We start from the raw sequence: 19715 nt of genomic DNA on the forward strand, positions 1-19715 counted from the left end.
TATGGACTACTATGAACCGTTTTGCAAACTACTACAAGAAGATATTCTCGCAAGAGTATATAGATCGCACCATTTCGGGCGGTATCAAGTCACAGCTCACTCTACTACTCGTTACCATTGCTACGGCGCTGGCTATCTTTTTTATTATCGCGATACTCTTTTCCATCCAACTGCATGGACACGAGGAATGGGGAGAAAGGCTCTGGGCGGTGTACAACAACTTTGTCGATCCCGGTAACCAAATAGAAGAGACTGCCTGGCCTAACAGGATATTAGTGGGACTTATCAGCATTTCGGGATCCGTTTTATTGGGTGGTGTGCTCATCTCTACCATCTCTAATATTATAGAGCGGCGTGTGGGAGTGGTATACGCGGGGCGAATGACCTACCGTAATATAAAAAATCATTATGTATTGATCGGGTTCAATGAGTTGTCTATCAATATGATACGTGAACTGTATGACGAATGTCCTTCGGCACGTATCTTGCTGATGAGCGGTATAGAGTCGGCAACGGTGCGGCATCGTATACAGTCGGCTCTGCCTGTTGAAGTTGAGCGACAAGTGCTTGTTTACTTTGGCAACATTGAGTCGATCGAAGAACTTCAGCGGTTGAACATAGAGAGTGCTATTGAAGTATATGTGCTGGGTGATGAAGAACGTTACGGGCGCGATGCTAAAAATATAGCTATTGTGCACTTGGTAAGTACTCTGCGTGGTAAATGTTATGATGGTAAGATGATGCCTGTGTATGTACAGTTTGATAGCATCCCTTCGTATTCTAACATACAGAAAATGAATCTGCCGCCCGAAGTCTTTTGTATAGAAGGCAAGCCTAATATTTTCTTTCGGCCCTTTAATCTCCATGAAAACTTGGCCCGGCAGCTATGGAGCCTTTATGGAGCTGATTGTGAAAGGCGTTATGATCCGCTGGATTATCGCCCCATAAGCATTACACAACAACCTGATGGAAGTTGGAGTGCTACCAGTCAAGACTATGTGCATCTGGTTATCGTGGGATTCAACCGAGTGGGACGTTCGTTGCTACTCGAAGCATTGCGTATCTGCCATTATGCCAATTATGATGACCGTCTGCCTGCAGATGAACGTATACGTACCCGTATCACTTTAGTGGATCGCGAGATGGAGGCACAGAAAGACTACTTCAAAGCTCAATTCCCCTATATAGAGAGCCAAATAGATGATATTGAGGTGGAATATTGCCATGATGATATTTGCAGTACTGCTATGCGTACCCGCCTGCAGCAGTGGGCACAAAATAAGCATTGTATGCTTACAGTGGCCATTTGTGTGCATGATCCTGATTTGAGTCTTTCATTAGGACTCAACTTACCACATGAAGTTTATCAGTATCAGTGTCGTGTGCTAATCCGTCAGGAGTTTAATAATGATTTGTCGTCGATGGTGGACGACGAGAAGGGACGCTATCGCTATGTCAAGGTGTTTGGTATGGTAGACAGGGGAATAAAGAAAAACATCTTGCAAGATAAACTGGCTTTGTATGTGAACTACTTATACGATTGTTGTTATGCTGATGAAAGCCTCAAACAAAAAGAGGTATTGAAGAAGATGTATGAATCCTATGGTAACCATTCTGCCGACTTTATTTTGATGAACCACCAGGCGCAGTATTTGTGGAATAAACTAAGCGAGCCGTTGCGTTGGGCTAACCGCTATCAACTAGATGCCTATAGTGTATTTTGTCGCACATTGGGCTACGGCATCAGACGGAGTGACCACTCACCGGCACACATATCCGAATCTATGTTCAATGAAGATCTGCCAGCTCAAGTTTTGTATCTGTTAGTACGCATGGAGAAGTACCGATGGAATGCCGAGCGTACGGTGGCCGGCTGGAGACGTGCTAAGGTGAAGGATAAGGTATTTTTGCAACATCCTCTTATTATGCCTTTCAGCGAATTACTACAAAAGTATCCCGAGGAGGTAGAGAAGGATGCTGATGTAATTTATAATCTGCCCTACATACTGGCATTGGGAGGATATGAGCTTTATAGATTGGCCGATTAATAAGCCGACTTAACATTTATACATAAGTTAGAGAGACACTACTAACCGCAACCCGTAATCAATATCCCACCGTTGTGGGGTCACTCCATAACGGCTGGTGACTTTACAGTATTTCTCGAAGGTGTAATAACTGCCTCCGCGTAATACTTTATGCATATCCTTTTTATTTATTTAATATCTATCGCTAGAAATGAGTTCTGCGATGATAACTATCATGCGTCGAAAACCAAAAACTTCCTCATTCACTGAATAAATTCTTTTTTTTCATTAAAATCATCTTTCTTGTAGGCAATAATCGTGGCATATTTGTTATTTATAAAATGAGAGTATCAATTATTTAAATAGAAAGAATATGAAGAAAAGATTAGTAGGAGTTGCATTGGTGTTGGCTGCCGTCTCTTTGGGGAGTATACAGCCTGTGGAAGCATGTACGCGTGCAGTATACATAGGTCCTGATCAGATGGTGATAACGGGGCGTACCATGGACTGGAAAGAAGATATCATGACGAATATCTATGTGTTTCCACGTGGTATTCAGCGTGCGGGACATAACAAGGATAAAACGGTGAACTGGACTGCCAAATACGGAAGTGTGATTGCCACAGGATATGATATTGGTACTTGCGATGGAATGAACGAGAAAGGATTGGTGGCGAGTCTGCTTTTCTTACCGGAATCCATTTACTCTCTTCCCGGTGATACCCGTCCGGCAATGGGAATCAGTATTTGGACACAGTACGTACTCGATAACTTTGCTACGGTACGCGAAGCCGTGGATGAACTGAAAAAAGAGACTTTCCGAATTGATGCTCCCCGTATGCCGAATGGAGGGCCGGAATCTACCTTGCATCTGGCTATAACCGATGAAACTGGGAATACGGCTGTACTGGAATATCTGGATGGAAAATTGAGTATTCACGAAGGGAAAGAATACCGGGTGATGACAAATTCTCCCCGATATGACTATCAATTGGCTATTAATGATTATTGGAAAGAAATTGGTGGCTTACAGATGCTACCGGGAACAAATCGTGCGAGTGACCGCTTTGTCAGGGCTTCTTTCTACATTCATGCCATTCCGCAAACTGCTGATGCAAAAATTGCAGTTCCCAGTGTATTGAGTGTGATGCGTAATGTTTCCGTGCCATTTGGTATTAACACGCCGGAGAAGCCTTATATTTCTTCTACCCGTTGGCGTTCCGTTTCCGATCAGAAGAATAAAGTGTATTATTTCGAATCTACTTTGACACCGAATATGTTTTGGCTGGACCTGAAGAAAATTGATTTTAGTCCGAAAGCAGGGATTAAGAAATTGTCTCTGACAAAGGGAGAGATTTATGCAGGTGATGCAGTGAAGGATTTGAAAGACAGTCAATCGTTTACTTTCCTTTTCCAGACTCCGGTCATGTAATTTGTTGGTATCTGTAAATATATAAAAAGAGCGGTGGACAGGTTTGTAATCAAACACTTGTCCATCGCTCTTTTTTATATACCGTTTATAATTAGACTTTTTGTCTGTCCGCTTTATCGTCTGGCGTATTCTTGATGAAATTCAATGACTGCCTCTATCCCTTTACGGAAAATATCCAGTGAAAAGTTTTCGTTTGGTGAATGGATGGCGTCTGATTCCAAACCGAATCCCATCAATACAGTTTTGATTCCCAAGACTTGTTCAAAAGTAGAAATGATAGGAATACTACCACCACGGCGTACTGCCAACGGTTTCTTTCCGAAAGCAATTTCAAAGCCTTTTTCGGCAGCCTGATAAGCAGAAAGCGAAATCGGGCATACGTATCCTTGTCCTCCATGCATTGGAGTTACTTTCACCTGAACAGTTTCCGGAGCAATGCTTGAAATATACTCTGCAAACATCTGCGAAATCTTATGATGATCCTGATGCGGAACTAACCGGCAGGAAACTTTGGCATACGCCTTTGAAGGAAGTACGGTTTTAGAACCTTCTCCCGTATATCCGCCCCAAATGCCACATACGTCAAAAGACGGACGACAGCTGTTACGTTCCAATGTGCTGTATCCTTTTTCTCCGAAAAGCTCTTTTACGCCGATTGCTTCTTTGTATTTCTTTTCGTCAAAAGGAATATGCGCAATCATTTCCCGTTCGGCTTGCGGAACTTCTTCCACATCGTCATAGAATCCGGGAACGGTAATCCGTCCGTCAGCATCCGTCACCTTGCTGATAATCTGGCAAAGTGTGTTGATGGGATTAGCCACCGCACCGCCGAAATGTCCGGAATGTAAGTCCCGGTTCGGTCCGGTCACTTCTATTTCCCAATAAGCCAGTCCGCGAAGACCGGTTGTTAAAGACGGAAGTTCAGCTCCCAGCATACTCGTATCCGAGACAAGGATGACATCTGCCTTCAGTAACTCCTTGTGTTCTTCGCAGAAAGCCTCCAGGCTGGGTGAGCCTATTTCTTCTTCACCTTCGAAGATGAATTTTACATTATTCTTCAGCAAATCGTTTTTAAGCAGATACTCGAACGCCTTTACCTGGATGAATGATTGTCCTTTGTCGTCATCTGCTCCACGCGCCCAAATATATCCGTCCCGTATTTCCGGTTCGAACGGCTGGCTTTTCCAAAGCTCCAGCGGTTCGGCCGGCATCACATCGTAATGAGCATAAACCAATACAGTCTTTGCGTCCGGATCGACCATCTTTTGAGCAAAAACAATCGGATTGCCCTTTGAGGGCATCACCAATGCTTCATCTGCTCCGGCTTCAAGTAACAACTGCGCCCAGCGTTCCGCACAAGCCAGCATATCATCGTGATGCTCCGGCAGAGCACTGATGCTGGGGATACGGATGAGGCTGAACAAGTCATTCATCATTTCCGGTTCGTGCGCTATTATGTATTTCTGAATTTCGTTCATTACAGTTGCGTCGTTTTATCCAGTAAGTAATAATCAAGTATAGTCATGGCGGCCATTGCTTCCACGATAGGCACGGCACGGGGCAGTACACAAGCGTCATGGCGTCCGCGTGCTTTCAGGGTGGTGTCGATACCATCAATGTTGACGGTTTCCTGTTCCATCAGCAACGTTGCAATCGGTTTGAATACTACACGGAAATAAATATCCTGACCATTACTCAATCCTCCCTGGATACCTCCGGAGTGGTTGGTATGTGTCTCGATGCGTCCGTTGTTATTATAGAAAACATCGTTCTGTTCGGAACCTTTCATTTTCAATCCCTTGAATCCTTCGCCGTATTCAAATGCTTTGGCAGCGTTGATACTTAACATGGCGTTGCCCAAGGCAGCGTGAAGTTTACCGAAAACAGGTTGTCCAAGTCCGATGGGGCATCCTTTGATGACGCAGGTCAGTGTGCCACCGATGGTGTCGCCTTCTCCTTTCACCTTATATATAAGGTCTGCCATTTCTTTTGCTTTTTCCGGGTCCGGACAACGTACATCGTTTGTTTCTATCAAATCGAGGTCGTAATCCGAGTAAGTGCCCTCCAATTTGATAGGACCTACCTGCGAAGTATAGGCAGTGATATTGATACCCAGTTGACGAAGTGCCAACTTAGCCAATGCGCCGGCTACCACGCGCGAAATCGTTTCGCGTGCGGAAGAACGTCCGCCGCCACGGTGGTCACGGATTCCGTACTTCACTGTGTACGTGTAATCAGCGTGTGAAGGACGATATACATTTTTCAGATTGTTGTAGTCATTGGAGTGTTGGTTTTCATTCCAAACGATAAAACCAATAGGGCATCCGGTGGATTTCCCCTCAAAAATACCTGAAAGAAACTCAACTTTATCAGCTTCTTTACGTGCAGTGGTAAGAATGGATTGTCCCGGACGGCGACGATTAAGTTCTTGTTGTACAAATTCTTCGTCGATGACAATTCCTGCCGGAAATCCGTCAATCACTCCTCCAACTCCTTTTCCATGAGACTCACCGAAACTTGTGAGCCGAAAGATATTGCCAAATGAATTAAACATAGTTGTGGCTTTTTTAAAATTACTATATGCAAATATAACAAAGTTTTCGATAAGAAAGTTGTGAACTCGAAATATCTTCGAAAAAGGAAGCATATTGAACCTTTTTTCTTCTTTTTAGTTTATAAGGGACGAAATTTATTATAATAACTAAACCAAAGACGTATGAAAAAGAATCTATTGTATTTATTGGCATTGGTCTGCTCTCTTACTTTCTTTGCTGCTTGTAGCAGTGACGATGACGACAGTGATAACAAGAATAATGGGAATCCTCCTGAAGAGGAAGCTGTGATAACGGCTCCGGATGTAGTCGGAACGTATTGGGGAAATCTGGATATATCCATGATACCGGATGGTTCTGACCAGGAAATTGTCATAGGAGATGGAATAGAGAAGTTTATCACCCTATCGCAGGTCGGCAATACGGAGGTGAAGATTGAATTGAAGGAGTTTGAATTGTTCATCAATCAACAGATTCTGAAGTTTGGAGATATTGTTGTTGATAAGTGTGAAGTGAAGAAAGGGGAAGGTGTGTCTACATTTACCGGACAGCAAGACCTTACGTTTGAGGGAAATGCCGCTGCTTTGGGTACCTGTCCTGTAACTGTTACGGGAACGGTAGAAGATGGAAATGCAGACATGACCATTAACGTGAAAGTGCCTACATTGCAACAGACTGTAAAGGTGACCTACTCCGGAGTGAAACAGGTGGCAGAGTCTGGTGGAAATTAATTTCTTGTTCACCACAGATTACACAGATTATTTATATTGATAGTCTATGACTTATAAATCAATCTGTGTTAATCTGTGTAATCTGTGGTGAGACTTAAAATGCGTACCCAAAACCTATATTCAAATAGATAGGATACATTGCAAAAGTGATTGTATTAAAATCGCTTTTAAATATATCGTTCAATCCCCAGGTGAGATCAGCATACACATTGAGGTGCTTGAAAGCTCGCCATCCGGCTCCCACCTGTAATCCCCACTGGAAATGTCTCAAGTCGTCCGAGAAATCGTAGGTTGCAATTTTGCCGTCGGTAAATTCTACTTTCGGACCGGTGGGATCATCTTCCCGCAAATATCCTTCGTACACATGACCTGAAAATTCTCTTGAAAGCAGATACGAGAAATAAGGTCCGGCTTTGATGTTCCATCGGTTACTTAGTTTGTAGGTAGCCATTAGAGGTATAGTCAGTCCGGCGGTATGTACTTTGGTTTTCACTCCGCCCGTCCATACTCCGCTGATTCTTTCACCTCCTTGTCCGAGAATTTCCATATTGTAATTTTTTACGGTGGCTTCGGTGGTCATTGCTTTGTTTTCGAGCCGGAGTCCGACTATGATTCCGAGTTTGTTCTGAACGGCAATCCATTTGGTTACTTCGCCCCCTATGCTGATGGCCAGTGTCGGGTTATATCCGTCAATCGAACGGATTTCTACCGGAAGGGGAAGCGGGGCTGTGCCGCCAATGCTGAAACCTGCTTTGATTTCATATTCCAGTCCGTGAAGGGCGGAACGGATCAGTGTTTCATTTCGGTCTACCTGTGAATAGCCGGGGAGAGCTATTCCTATACAGGCTAGTAAACTGAATATATACGGATAGATTCTTATCATTATGATTGTTATAAAGTTATTTAATTCCGTTCGTTTGATAATGTGCACGTTTTGTATGAGTACATTGCTTGAGCGCATTATCAGCGTATTGCTATGGGAAATTCTTCTTCGAAATCCCGCTAATTTTCCGAGCGATAGATTAACTCTGCCTCGTCGATCAGTAATGTACTTCCGATTGCTCCGTTAAAATGATCTCCTTCCAGGCTTGAGGTGAACACGATGGCTATATTATATTTCCCATCCCTTAGCTTCTCCTTATCAATGAATTTTCCGGGGAGAGTGATGAAAGGAAGTTTAAAGTAAGTCCATTCGTTCGTTTCTTTGGCATTATTAATCCGTGCTGTTGAAATCAGGTTCGGACTGGTGAATGCATTCGTTCCGTCAAGAGTAGGAACAGATTCGCTGGTTTCGTACATGATGGCATATATGTCACAGATGTCCCGTTTCCCGTTCACTGGCTTTCCTCCTTCTGTAAACTGATCTCCCGCTTTGTATTTATAATAACCTGCCAGATAAGTGGGTACATGCCGGAAAGGGAGGCCGAATTTGGTTGCTTTCAGAGGATTGCTCATAGCGTTATTCACATCGAAAGAGCCGATAAACAGATTTCCTGCCGCAATAGGCATTCCTGCTATCTGGCCGAAGAATCCGGTACTGCGTGTCACTAAGGAGAGGCATTTGCCGGCTTTTCCGTCTGTTATTTGGAAAGTGGGATAATCATCGGCTGTTTTAGCTACTCCGGTCATGGCATAACCCGCATTTCCGCTGGCCCATTCCATGACGACCTTATCTCCTTCGCGTTCCACAAATATATAGTACTTCTTTCCGCCCAGTGTATCTTCGAAATTATAGTTCGTGGCAAGTTCCGTGTCGATCACTGATACGGTATACATTTTCTTCCAAACACCATCGGCAGCTGTGACAGTATATTCCTGTGGGGTATTGAAGTTTCGTTCCGTGCCGCTAAGCGGACTGATCGCAGCTCCCGGAGTCAGTGTAAATTCAGGCTTGAGTTCTGAAATATCAGTTCCCGGACCAACAAAGATAGTTATGGAATTATTGTTAATAATAGGACTGGTTGTCATGGCTACTCCCGGTAGTATACAACTTAATATGTCTGCTTCTGCATTGAGAGCTTCTTCGCGGATACATGAAGAGGAAACAATAGCTAGTAGCAAATAAACAACTATGTGTTTTGCTTTCATTTTTCTATCAATTCTTTCTGTTAAAGTTTGGTGTATGGGAGGTTTTATAACAATATGAGATTTTATTTGTTCATTATAGAATGTTGGAAAAGAAAGAATTTCCTATTTTTGTGGAACCAAAACTTATAAGTCCATGACTGAATCAGAAAGAAGGCAAATTATAGAATTGATTAAGAAGGAGGTCATTCCGGCTATCGGATGTACGGAACCTATCGCAGTAGCGCTTTGTGTAGCTAAAGCTGCCGAAACACTGGGAGCGAAACCGGAAAAGATAGAAGTCCTGTTAAGTGCTAATATATTAAAGAATGCCATGGGAGTCGGAATACCGGGAACGGGTATGGTCGGGCTTCCCATAGCGGTTGCTTTGGGTGCGTTGATTGGCAAATCAGATTATCAGTTGGAGGTATTGAGGGATTGTACGCCGGAAGCGGTGGAGCAGGGAAAACAATTCATCGCAGAAAAACGGATTTGTATTTCTCTAAAAGAAGATATTACGGAAAAGCTGTATATCGAAGTGATTTGTAAAACGGAAGATAAAACGGCTAAAGCCATCATTGCCGGTGGACATACTACCTTTATATATATAGCCAAAAATGAACAAACGTTGCTCGACAAGCAACAGACAGTCAGCGAGGAAGAGGAAGAGGCTTCGCCCGAACTAAACTTGCGTAAAGTATATGACTTTGCACTGACTGCTCCGCTGGATGAAATCCGTTTCATCCTTGACACAGCCCGTTTGAACAAAGCTGCTGCCGAGCAAGCCTTTAAAGGTAACTACGGACATTCTTTAGGGAAAATGCTTCGGGGAACTTATGAGCATAAAGTGATGGGGGATAGCGTGTTTTCTCATATCCTTTCTTATACGTCGGCTGCCTGTGACGCCCGTATGGCCGGTGCTATGATTCCTGTAATGAGTAATTCCGGCAGTGGTAATCAGGGGATATCCGCTACACTTCCTGTCGTTGTCTTTGCAGAAGAAAACGGAAAAAGTGAAGAAGAACTGATCCGTGCTTTAATGCTTAGCCATCTCACTGTTATATATATCAAACAAAGTTTGGGGCGTCTGTCTGCTTTGTGTGGTTGTGTGGTAGCTGCCACAGGTTCCAGTTGTGGAATCACCTGGTTAATGGGAGGAAACTACAATCAGGTTGCCTTCGCTGTTCAAAACATGATTGCCAATTTGACAGGAATGATTTGTGACGGTGCAAAACCGAGTTGTGCCTTGAAGGTAACCACCGGAGTTTCGACAGCCGTACTGTCTGCCATGATGGCAATGGAAGACCGTTGTGTGACTTCCGTAGAAGGAATTATAGATGAAGATGTAGACCAAAGTATCCGTAACCTGACAAGAATCGGCTCGCAAGCCATGAACGAAACGGATAAAATGGTGCTTGACATCATGACGCACAAAGGATGCTGATTTTAAGTATTAAGTATCAAGTATTAAGTATTAGGCATTAAGTATTAGCCGGAATGACGGCATAAAAAAAGTATTAAGTATTAAAACTCCGGCTATATTCGCACGAAATTAATACTTAATACTTTATACTTAATACTTCAATTAATGACAGTGTCCGCCTTCGCAACCGCAGTCGTCGCCACAGCCATCACCGCAGCTGTCGCATCCGCAACCGCAACCACCTTCGCCACTCATCATTTTCACCAATTCCTGGATTTCTTCGTTGGTAGCAGGACGGCTTTCCAGTATTTCACCTTCGAAAATCAGGTCGGCACCAGCCAACGGGTGATTGAGGTCAACTACTACAACATCCGGTTTAATTTCTACTACGCTGGCATTCACGCGCTGACCGTCGCCAGTCATCAAAGGTACGATGTTACCTTCTTTAATACGTTCGCTGTCAAACTTGCCATCTATTTCAAAAATATTTTTGGGGAGGTCAATAACGTGTTGTTCGTCATATTGTCCGTAAGCCTTATCTGCCGGAATGGTAAAATCAAATTTATCACCTTTAGAAAGAGCAGTTATCTGATTTTCGAAATCTTCGAGTGTTGTTCCTAATCCTGAAATGAATTGAAAGGGATGTTCTGCTTTTGCTTCTTCGAACAACTCTTTTTCACCATCTTCCATTGTATATAGTTTGTATGCAACGGTAATGTACTTGTTTTCTACTGTTTCCATCTGATCTTTTTTGTTTCTGATTAATAATTCCCGTAAATACGGGTCTACAAAGATACGAATTATTTGCTTGTACTCCGGTATAGGGAGGGTAAATTTCAGATTATTAAGTGCTTTTGTCAGAAAAAGGAAGTGAGGTGCGCAGTTAGATAATAGTTGTAAATTCAACCTTTAAGTGATAAAATAGAGAAATAATACCTCTCTTTTCTTACAATTATTCGCTTTTAAGTGATTTTTTTCTTCGATTTGTTTGGATATAATAAAAAAGCCCTTACCTTTGCAGCACGAAAATAAAGAAAAGAAGATATGAATATGTTACATACATCTATTAACCTAGCAGTCCTGCATATTATTCGCGTCGTGGTGGTCCCATCAAGAGCGTGAGAAAGGTTTTTGTGTTGTATGTGTTCGTACCATAAAAGATAGAATTTAGAGCCTTTCTCACTTGTGTGAGGAAGGCTCTTTAATTAAAAGATAGATTGAAATGAAAAAGCAATTACGCAGTTCGTTTAGTACACAAGGCCGTCGGATGGCGGGAGCCCGTGCATTGTGGGCAGCCAACGGCATGAAGAAGAATCAAATGGGTAAACCCATTATCGCTATCGTCAATTCGTTCACACAGTTTGTCCCGGGGCATGTACACCTACATGAAATCGGTCAGCTGGTGAAGGCAGAGATTGAGAAGCTGGGATGCTTCGCTGCGGAATTCAATACAATAGCTATCGACGATGGTATAGCAATGGGACATGACGGTATGCTTTATTCGCTTCCTTCACGTGACATCATTGCAGATAGCGTAGAATATATGGTTAATGCGCACAAGGCGGATGCAATGGTATGTATCAGTAATTGCGATAAGATCACTCCCGGAATGTTAATGGCGGCTATGCGTCTGAATATCCCTGCCGTATTTGTATCGGGTGGTCCGATGGAAGCGGGAGAATGGAATGGCCAGCACCTGGATTTGATCGATGCGATGATTAAATCGGCCGACGAGAGTGTTAGCGATCAGGAAGTAGCGAATATCGAGCAAAATGCTTGTCCTACTTGCGGATGCTGCTCCGGTATGTTTACCGCCAACTCGATGAACTGCCTGAATGAAGCAATCGGACTGGCTCTTCCCGGCAACGGAACCATTGTAGCGACACACGAAAACCGTACGCAACTTTTCAAAGACGCTGCGGAACTGATCGTGAAAAATGCAAAATTATATTATGAAGAAGGAGACGAAAGTGTACTTCCCCGTAGCATCGCTACCCGTCAGGCTTTCCTGAACGCCATGACGCTGGATATAGCAATGGGGGGATCTACCAATACGGTTCTTCACTTGTTGGCTGTTGCTCACGAAGCAGAGGTAGACTTCAAGATGGATGATATCGACATGCTTTCCCGCAAGGCTCCTTGTCTCTGCAAGGTGGCTCCCAATACACAGAAATATCATATTCAGGATGTAAACCGTGCCGGTGGTATCATTGCCATTATGGACGAACTGGCAAAGGGAGGTTTGATAGATACATCCGTTCGTCGGGTAGACGGAATGTCACTGGCAGAAGCCATTAATGAATATTCAATCACCAGCCCGAATGTGAGCGAAAAAGCAATTAAGAAATATTCGAGCGCAGCCGGAAATAAATTCAATCTCGTACTTGGTTCACAAGGTATGTACTATAAGGAACTGGATAAGGACCGTGCAAACGGATGTATTCGTGACTTGGAACATGCTTACAGCAAAGACGGCGGACTGGCCGTATTGAAAGGTAATATTGCTCAAGATGGTTGTGTAGTAAAAACAGCAGGTGTAGACGAAAGTATCTGGAAGTTTACCGGACCTGCCAAAGTATTTGATTCGCAAGAAGCAGCCTGTGAAGGCATCCTCGGAGGTCGAGTCGTCAGTGGCGACGTCGTCGTCATCACGCACGAAGGTCCGAAGGGTGGTCCCGGTATGCAGGAAATGCTTTATCCTACCTCTTATATAAAATCCCGTCATCTCGGAAAAGAATGTGCTTTGATTACCGACGGACGTTTCAGCGGTGGAACTTCCGGATTGAGTATCGGACATATTTCTCCTGAAGCGGCAGCTGGAGGCAATATCGGAAAAATTGTAGACGGAGACATTATCGAAATCGATATTCCGGCCCGGAAGATTAACGTGCGACTGACGGATGAAGAACTGGCGGCCCGTCCGATGACTCCTGTTACTCGTGACCGTTATGTACCGAAGAGCCTGAAGGCGTATGCCAGCATGGTAAGCTCTGCCGATAAGGGAGCAGTGAGAATTATATAATATAGTTGGTGATAGTTGATAGGTAATAGTTAGCTGCGCAGCACTTAGCGCAATGATTGTAAACCATTCATTTTCAACTGTCATTTCTCAACTATCATTTATCATTTATCAACTATCAACTAATATGAAAGATTTAATAACAGGTGCAGAGGCTTTGATGCGCTCCTTGGAACATCAGGGAGTGACTACCATCTTTGGTTACCCCGGTGGTTCTATTATGCCGGTATTCGATGCCTTGTACGATCATCAAAATATATTGAATCATATCTTGGTTCGTCACGAACAGGGAGCTGCCCATGCCGCACAGGGTTATGCCCGTGTATCGGGTGATGTAGGTGTTTGCCTGGTGACGAGCGGTCCCGGAGCAACCAATACGGTAACAGGCATTGCGGATGCGATGATCGATAGTACGCCTATCGTAGTGATTGCCGGACAGGTCGGAACAGGCTTTCTTGGGACGGATGCTTTTCAGGAAGTTGACTTGGTAGGTATCACCCAGCCAATCACTAAATGGAGTTATCAGATTCGCCGTGCGGAAGATGTAGCCTGGGCGGTAGCACGTGCGTTTTACATTGCTCGTAGTGGTCGTCCGGGGCCGGTGGTACTGGACTTTGCCAAAAATGCGCAAGTAGAGAAAACGAAATACGAACCGACGAAAGTCGATTTTATCCGTAGCTATGTTCCTGTTCCCGATACGGACGAGGAGTCTGTACAGGCTGCTGCCGAACTGATTAATAACGCTGAACGTCCGCTTGTATTGGTTGGACAAGGTGTTGAACTGGGAAATGCACAGAGCGAATTGCGCGAGTTTATCGAAAAAGCGGATATGCCTGCGGGTTGTACGCTGCTCGGGCTTTCGGCTTTGCCAACAGAACATCCGTTGAATAAAGGTATGTTGGGTATGCACGGCAATCTGGGACCGAATATCAATACCAATAAATGTGATGTGCTGATTGCTGTCGGTATGCGTTTTGACGACCGTGTGACCGGTAATTTGGCTACTTATGCCAAACAGGCAAAAGTGATTCATTTTGATATCGATCCTGCGGAAGTTAATAAGAATGTAAAGGTAGATGTAGCTGTATTGGGAGATTGCAAGGAAACACTGGCTTCTGTGACGAAACTTCTGAAAAAGCACACTCATACCGAATGGATTGATAGCTTCAAAGAATATGAGAAAGTAGAGGAGGAAAAAGTAATCCGTCCTGAACTTCATCCTGCCACAAACTCGTTGAGTATGGGGGAAGTGGTACGTGCGGTAAGTGACGCTACTCACCATGAAGCTGTTTTGGTAACAGATGTAGGTCAAAATCAGATGATATCTGCACGCTACTTTAAATATACGAAAGAACGCAGTATCATTACTTCCGGAGGACTTGGAACAATGGGCTTCGGGCTTCCCGCAGCTATCGGGGCAACTTTCGGAGCACCGGAACGTACCGTATGCGTATTTATGGGAGATGGCGGACTGCAAATGAATATTCAGGAACTGGGTACGATTATGGAGCAGAAGGCTCCGGTGAAGATTATCTGCCTGAACAATAATTACCTCGGAAACGTACGTCAGTGGCAAGCTATGTTTTTCAACCGTCGCTATTCGTTTACCCCGATGTTGAATCCGGATTATATGAAAGTGGCCTCGGCTTATGATATTCCTTCCAAACGTGCTTTCACTCGTGAAGAACTGAAGGAAGCTATTGCTGAAATGCTGGCAACGGACGGTCCGTTCCTGCTCGAAGCTTGCGTGGTGGAAGAAGGCAATGTTTTGCCGATGACTCCTCCAGGTGGTTCGGTAAACCAGATGTTGCTGGAGTGCTAGGAGAAGTTGAGAGTTGAGAATGGAGAGTTGAGGGTTCGCATTTAAAAAATTAGAGTTATGAGTGATAAAACGTTATATACAATCATTGTTCATTCGGAGAATATAGCCGGGTTGCTGAATCAGGTAACTGCTGTATTTACCCGTCGGCAAATAAATATTGAGAGTCTGAATGTATCTGCTTCTTCTATTAAAGGTGTACATAAGTATACAATAACAGCCTGGACTGATAAGGACATCATTGAGAAGGTAGTGAAACAGATCGAAAAGAAGATCGACGTGATTCAGGCACATTATTTCACAGAGGATGAAATTTATTTCCACGAGATTGCATTATATAAGGTGTCTACTCCTGCTTTTCAGGAGAATCCGGAAGCATCCAAGCTGATCCGTAGATACAATGCACGTATAGTGGAAGTCAATCCGGTATTTTCCATTGTCGAGAAAAATGGAATGAGCGAAGATATAACTTCGCTCTATGGTGAACTGAAGGCTTTGAATTGTGTTTTGCAGTTTGTTCGTTCGGGACGTGTAGCGATTACTACCAGCTGTTTTGAACGGGTGAATGAGTTTCTCGATGGACGGGAAGCTATGTATAACCAAAGTAAAAACCAATAAGAATAATGAATGAAGAAAATAGAATAGGGACTTATCAGTTTGTGGCAGAACCGTTCCATGTTGACTTCAACGGACGTCTGACTATGGGGGTACTGGGAAATCATCTGCTGAATTGTGCAGGTTTTCACGCCAATGACCGTGGTTTTGGTATTGCAACGCTGAATGAGGACAATTACACATGGGTGCTTTCACGTCTGGCTATTGAGTTGGATGAAATGCCTTATCAGTATGAGAATTTCTCGGTTCAGACGTGGGTGGAAAATGTCTACCGCTTGTTTACGGACCGTAATTTTGCTATTATTGATAAGGATGGGAAGAAGATTGGCTACGCACGTTCCGTATGGGCAATGATTAATCTTAATACCCGCAAGCCTGCCGACTTGTTGACTTTGCATGGGGGAAGTATCGTAGACTATGTCTGTGATGAGCCTTGCCCGATTGAAAAGCCTTCACGCATCAAAGTGACAAGCGATCAGCCGATAGCTACCCTGACGGCAAAATACAGTGATATAGATATCAACGGTCATGTAAACAGCATCCGTTACATCGAGCATATCCTTGATTTGTTCCCGATTGAATTGTATAAGACCAAACGTATCCGTCGTTTTGAAATGGCGTATGTGGCGGAAAGCTATTTTGGTGATGAACTCTCTTTCTTCTGCGATGAAGTGAACGCAAACGAGTTTCACGTAGAAGTGAAGAAGAATGGCAACGAAGTTGTTTGCCGCTCGAAAGTGATATTTGAATAAATGTGAGAATATAAAATCAATTAATAACAGATGGCGTAAGTCATCAAAAACTAAAAACAAAAAGAAAATGGCACAGTTGAATTTTGGAGGTACTACTGAAACTGTAGTAATCCGTGACGAATTTCCATTGGAAAAAGCTCGTGAAGTATTGAAAAATGAAACAATCGCTGTAATCGGTTATGGCGTACAGGGTCCTGGACAGGCGCTGAACTTGCGTGATAACGGTTTCAATGTAATCGTTGGTCAACGTGAAGGAAAAACATACGATAAGGCAGTAGCGGACGGATGGGTTCCGGGTGAAACTTTGTTCGGTATCGAAGAAGCTTGTGAGAAAGGTACTATTGTAATGTGTCTGTTGTCTGACGCAGCAGTAATGTCTGTATGGCCTACTATCAAGCCTTACCTGACTGCCGGAAAAGCTCTTTATTTCTCACACGGTTTTGCTATCACTTGGAACAACCGTACAGGTGTAGTTCCTCCTGCTGATATCGACGTTATCATGGTTGCTCCTAAAGGTTCGGGTACATCTTTGCGTACTATGTTCCTCGAAGGACGTGGCTTGAACTCTTCTTATGCTATCTATCAGGATGCTACAGGCAAGGCTTACGAAAGAACTATCGCACTAGGTATCGGTATCGGTTCCGGTTATCTGTTCGAAACAACTTTCCAACGTGAAGCTACTTCTGACTTGACAGGTGAACGTGGTTCATTGATGGGTGCTATCCAAGGTTTGTTGCTGGCACAGTACGAAGTATTGCGTGAAAACGGTCATAGTCCTTCTGAAGCATTCAATGAAACAGTGGAAGAACTGACACAGTCGTTGATGCCGTTGTTCGCAAAGAACGGTATGGACTGGATGTACGCTAACTGCTCTACTACTGCTCAACGTGGTGCTCTCGATTGGATGGGCCCATTCCACGATGCTATCAAACCGGTAGTTGAAAAGTTGTATAACAGTGTGAAGACTGGTAACGAAGCACAGATTTCTATCGACAGTAATTCACAACCTGATTATCGTGAAAAATTGAACGAAGAACTCCGTCAATTACGCGAGAGCGAAATGTGGCAGACTGCTGTAACTGTTCGTAAACTTCGTCCGGAGAATAATTAAACTGGATAAATTATACAAGTTTTAAGAGGGGAGAGAGCAAATAGTTCTCTCCTTTTTTATTGGAAATACATTGTATAAAAGGAGGAGTGAATCCTTTAAATTGCTTTTTTTAGAAAAATATATCTATAATATGACTAAAATATGCAAGTTTATGTTTATATTTGCACCATCAAATAAAATAAACGAGAAGTATGATGTATTTTAACTTGCCCAAAAGAATGATTAACATTACTAAATTAGTATGTGTTATTGGTGTTGTTTCTGTTGCTTTCTCCAGCTGTTTGCAGAAAGATGTATATGATCCTGCTAATTCAGGAGATAAAGAAGAGGAGGTTACTTTAGATAACTATTTCGACTTTGCTACTACTAAAAATATTCAATTGAATATTGATTATGGAAAGGAATGTCCTAGAGCTTATTTTGAAGTTTATGCTGAAAATCCGCTTTCTTATGTGGCAGAAGGCGGTCAGATTATAAAGAAAGCAGGGGTGTCACACATTGCAACCGGATTTACAGATATACAAGGACGTTATATCAAACCGGCTTCTTTCCCGACAGCTGTTTCAGAAGTTTATATTTATTCTCCGGATTTTGGTGTGCCGACTTTGTATAAAACTAAAGTTGTCGGTTCGGATGTCAGCGCAAAAATAACCTTCGAGAATGCTCTTGATGTTACTCCTGTGGATTCATCAACGAGAAGTGCACAAACAAGATCCTCTTTGAAATTTATTACAAATGTAATTCCGAATGTATTAGGAACTTGGAATGTAAATACTGGTAGACCTAACTATCTGGATGCTTCCAAAAAAATAAATGTGGACGCAACTCTCAAGAGTTATATAACGACATATTTTCCGGAAGGAAAGAATAATGTAGGAACTAATTTAGTCTCTGATGATGCTGATATTCTGATAAAAGAAGATGCGAATGTCGTTGTCAACTATTTCGGAGGAGATACAGGTGCGCAAAGTGTGTTTGCTTACTATTGTTATTCGGAAAATGCCAGTATTGATGAAATAAGACAAGCTGCAAAGCATGCATGTGTAATCTTCCCTAATGCACATAAAAGTAGTCTGGGTAATTATAGTGGGGTTGCGGTAAATTTGAAATATATAAATGAGACAGGCAGCTTTCCGGAAGAAGAACCGGAACGTATCCCAGCAGGTACAAAGATTGGTTTCCTAATTTGGAATGACGGTTGGAGAGGTGTTAAGGCCAATGGAAATATGTTCTATTCGACTAAATCTTTGAATAGTGACAAAATTTCTCACACTGCAATTTTTGCAGCAAAAAATAAAGTAGGTGAAAGAGTGAATGTGATAACAATGGAAGACTGGAAAAATGGAGAAAATGACTATAATGATGTTGCTTTCGTCATCTCTTCTAATCCTATTGCTGCTATTGAAGTGCCGGATGTTCCTAATCCGGGTGATCGGCAAGGAACAGAAAAGTATTCTGGAGTGCTTGGTTTTGAAGATAACTGGCCGGAACAAGGAGATTATGACTTGAATGATGTGGTCATGAAATATCAGTCAAGCGTTGATTATAATATAGATAATAAGGTGCTTAATATTATTGATAAGTTCACCTTGGCTTGGACGGGAGCTAATTATAAGAACTCGTTTGCTTATGAAGTTCCTTTCGATTTGAGTAAAGCTTCTAAAGTAACGGTTAATGGTAGTGAAACTTCTTCCTATTCAGGTAATGTGATAACATTATTCAAGGATGCTAAAGCTGAATTGGGAGTATCCAATGTGAATGCGGAGGATATGATTAATCAGAATATTCAAGAGAAGACATATACGGTATCCATACAATTTAATAACCCTACTCTTGATAAATCAGTGGTGGTAGCTCCTTATAATCCTTTTATAAAAGTATTCAACTCTGCCACAGAAGTCCATCTGACAGATCATAAGCCGACGACTGGTGCGAATAATCGTTTCCCTTCCGGAGCTGATATTTCTCGTGGTGATGTAGATGGTACCTATTTCATTTGCAAGGATGGTTTTCCGTTTGCTATTCATGTAGATGCACGTTTGGACGCTTCTATTTTGAATTTAGATCTTAAAAAGGAGAATCAGCGCATTGACAAAACATATCCTAAATTTGCAGAATGGGCAAAAACGCGCGATCCGCAAATAAAATGGTGGAAATAGTTGGATCGCAT

The 19715-nt window shown here is 42.9% G+C and carries 15 protein-coding genes and 1 pseudogene; 10 read left to right on the forward strand and 6 right to left on the reverse strand.

What is annotated here, in order from left to right; all coding sequences use genetic code 11:
- The first annotated feature begins 11 nt into the window (after positions 1–11).
- Complete coding sequence (locus HMPREF9009_RS10755) at positions 12–2048, forward strand: hypothetical protein (RefSeq protein ID WP_049702112.1); 2037 nt, start codon at positions 12–14, stop codon at positions 2046–2048.
- Positions 2049–2075: 27 nt separating this feature from the next.
- Here the strand turns inward: HMPREF9009_RS10755 and HMPREF9009_RS26310 are convergent.
- Positions 2076–2219: pseudogene (locus HMPREF9009_RS26310) on the reverse strand (formylglycine-generating enzyme family protein); the annotation flags it as partial.
- Between the two features lie 181 nt (positions 2220–2400).
- Between HMPREF9009_RS26310 and HMPREF9009_RS10760 the strand changes: the two are divergent.
- Positions 2401–3459: a linear amide C-N hydrolase gene (locus tag HMPREF9009_RS10760; RefSeq protein ID WP_008024815.1), complete on the forward strand. Its 1059-nt coding sequence runs from the start codon at positions 2401–2403 to the stop codon at positions 3457–3459.
- 113 nt (positions 3460–3572) lie between these two features.
- Here HMPREF9009_RS10760 and HMPREF9009_RS10765 read toward each other — a convergent pair whose 3' ends face one another.
- Together HMPREF9009_RS10765 and aroC are read right to left on the reverse strand one after the other, a co-directional pair.
- A complete protein-coding gene (locus HMPREF9009_RS10765; RefSeq protein WP_049702113.1) occupies positions 3573–4937 on the reverse strand; it encodes a dipeptidase in 1365 nt (454 codons plus the stop codon).
- Positions 4937–6013 (reverse strand): chorismate synthase, encoded by a 1077-nt coding sequence (gene aroC, locus HMPREF9009_RS10770; RefSeq protein ID WP_008024813.1) that lies wholly within the window; start codon positions 6011–6013, stop codon positions 4937–4939. Before aroC ends, HMPREF9009_RS10765 begins: the two co-directional genes overlap by 1 nt.
- A gap of 162 nt (positions 6014–6175) precedes the next feature.
- Between aroC and HMPREF9009_RS10775 the strand changes: the two genes are divergently transcribed.
- Positions 6176–6742, forward strand: coding sequence for a calycin-like domain-containing protein (locus HMPREF9009_RS10775; RefSeq protein ID WP_049702114.1), 567 nt, complete (start codon positions 6176–6178; stop codon positions 6740–6742).
- Between the two features lie 94 nt (positions 6743–6836).
- Here the strand turns inward: HMPREF9009_RS10775 and HMPREF9009_RS10780 are convergent, their stop codons facing one another.
- Positions 6837–7625, reverse strand: a complete 789-nt coding sequence (locus tag HMPREF9009_RS10780) for a porin family protein (RefSeq protein ID WP_049702342.1) — start codon at positions 7623–7625, stop codon at positions 6837–6839.
- Between the two features lie 119 nt (positions 7626–7744).
- The gene (locus HMPREF9009_RS10785; protein ID WP_004299471.1) at positions 7745–8830 is read right to left on the reverse strand and encodes a PCMD domain-containing protein; all 1086 of its coding nucleotides are present in this window, start codon (positions 8828–8830) and stop codon (positions 7745–7747) included.
- Positions 8831–8963: 133 nt separating this feature from the next.
- On the opposite strand from HMPREF9009_RS10785, the gene HMPREF9009_RS10790 reads away from it, so the two are divergent.
- Positions 8964–10250, forward strand: coding sequence for an L-cysteine desulfidase family protein (locus HMPREF9009_RS10790; RefSeq protein ID WP_049702115.1), 1287 nt, complete (start codon positions 8964–8966; stop codon positions 10248–10250).
- A gap of 141 nt (positions 10251–10391) precedes the next feature.
- On the opposite strand, the gene HMPREF9009_RS10795 is transcribed toward HMPREF9009_RS10790, so the two are convergent.
- Positions 10392–10970 (reverse strand): FKBP-type peptidyl-prolyl cis-trans isomerase, encoded by a 579-nt coding sequence (locus HMPREF9009_RS10795; protein WP_004313581.1) that lies wholly within the window; start codon positions 10968–10970, stop codon positions 10392–10394.
- Between the two features lie 481 nt (positions 10971–11451).
- On the opposite strand from HMPREF9009_RS10795, the gene ilvD reads away from it, so the two are divergent.
- From ilvD to HMPREF9009_RS10825, 6 genes are all read left to right on the forward strand, one after another.
- Complete coding sequence (ilvD, locus tag HMPREF9009_RS10800) at positions 11452–13251, forward strand: dihydroxy-acid dehydratase (protein WP_004312414.1); 1800 nt, start codon at positions 11452–11454, stop codon at positions 13249–13251.
- Between the two features lie 124 nt (positions 13252–13375).
- Positions 13376–15070 carry a biosynthetic-type acetolactate synthase large subunit gene (gene ilvB, locus HMPREF9009_RS10805; RefSeq protein WP_004313582.1) on the forward strand — a complete coding sequence of 565 codons (1695 nt, stop codon included), beginning with the start codon at positions 13376–13378 and terminating at the stop codon, positions 15068–15070.
- 57 nt (positions 15071–15127) lie between these two features.
- On the forward strand, positions 15128–15685 hold the full coding sequence (gene ilvN, locus HMPREF9009_RS10810) for an acetolactate synthase small subunit (RefSeq protein WP_004299476.1): 558 nt from the start codon (positions 15128–15130) through the stop codon (positions 15683–15685).
- A 5-nt stretch (positions 15686–15690) separates the two neighbouring features.
- A complete protein-coding gene (locus HMPREF9009_RS10815) occupies positions 15691–16434 on the forward strand; it encodes an acyl-[acyl-carrier-protein] thioesterase (RefSeq protein ID WP_008015591.1) in 744 nt (247 codons plus the stop codon).
- Positions 16435–16501: 67 nt separating this feature from the next.
- Complete coding sequence (gene ilvC / locus HMPREF9009_RS10820; protein ID WP_008015592.1) at positions 16502–17545, forward strand: ketol-acid reductoisomerase; 1044 nt, start codon at positions 16502–16504, stop codon at positions 17543–17545.
- A gap of 191 nt (positions 17546–17736) precedes the next feature.
- Positions 17737–19704 (forward strand): LruC domain-containing protein, encoded by a 1968-nt coding sequence (locus HMPREF9009_RS10825; protein ID WP_049702116.1) that lies wholly within the window; start codon positions 17737–17739, stop codon positions 19702–19704.
- Positions 19705–19715 lie beyond the last annotated feature (11 nt).

The organism is Bacteroides sp. 3_1_13, from assembly GCF_001185845.1.
Classification (GTDB): domain Bacteria; phylum Bacteroidota; class Bacteroidia; order Bacteroidales; family Bacteroidaceae; genus Bacteroides; species Bacteroides xylanisolvens.

Bases quoted from the DNA above. Each gene is read 5' to 3' on its own strand.
- ilvC (WP_008015592.1), top strand. From the start codon at position 16,502: ATGGCACAGTTGAATTTTGGAGGTACTACTGAAACTGTAGTAATCCGT.
- ilvN (WP_004299476.1), top strand. From the start codon at position 15,128: ATGAGTGATAAAACGTTATATACAATCATTGTTCATTCGGAGAATATA.
- HMPREF9009_RS10760 (WP_008024815.1), top strand. From the start codon at position 2,401: ATGAAGAAAAGATTAGTAGGAGTTGCATTGGTGTTGGCTGCCGTCTCT.
- HMPREF9009_RS10795 (WP_004313581.1), bottom strand. From the start codon at position 10,970: ATGGAAACAGTAGAAAACAAGTACATTACCGTTGCATACAAACTATAT.
- ilvD (WP_004312414.1), top strand. From the start codon at position 11,452: ATGAAAAAGCAATTACGCAGTTCGTTTAGTACACAAGGCCGTCGGATG.
- HMPREF9009_RS10825 (WP_049702116.1), top strand. From the start codon at position 17,737: ATGATGTATTTTAACTTGCCCAAAAGAATGATTAACATTACTAAATTA.
- HMPREF9009_RS10775 (WP_049702114.1), top strand. From the start codon at position 6,176: ATGAAAAAGAATCTATTGTATTTATTGGCATTGGTCTGCTCTCTTACT.
- aroC (WP_008024813.1), bottom strand. From the start codon at position 6,013: ATGTTTAATTCATTTGGCAATATCTTTCGGCTCACAAGTTTCGGTGAG.
- HMPREF9009_RS10785 (WP_004299471.1), bottom strand. From the start codon at position 8,830: ATGAAAGCAAAACACATAGTTGTTTATTTGCTACTAGCTATTGTTTCC.
- HMPREF9009_RS10755 (WP_049702112.1), top strand. From the start codon at position 12: ATGAACCGTTTTGCAAACTACTACAAGAAGATATTCTCGCAAGAGTAT.
- HMPREF9009_RS10790 (WP_049702115.1), top strand. From the start codon at position 8,964: ATGACTGAATCAGAAAGAAGGCAAATTATAGAATTGATTAAGAAGGAG.
- HMPREF9009_RS10765 (WP_049702113.1), bottom strand. From the start codon at position 4,937: ATGAACGAAATTCAGAAATACATAATAGCGCACGAACCGGAAATGATG.
- HMPREF9009_RS10780 (WP_049702342.1), bottom strand. From the start codon at position 7,625: ATGATAAGAATCTATCCGTATATATTCAGTTTACTAGCCTGTATAGGA.
- HMPREF9009_RS10815 (WP_008015591.1), top strand. From the start codon at position 15,691: ATGAATGAAGAAAATAGAATAGGGACTTATCAGTTTGTGGCAGAACCG.
- ilvB (WP_004313582.1), top strand. From the start codon at position 13,376: ATGAAAGATTTAATAACAGGTGCAGAGGCTTTGATGCGCTCCTTGGAA.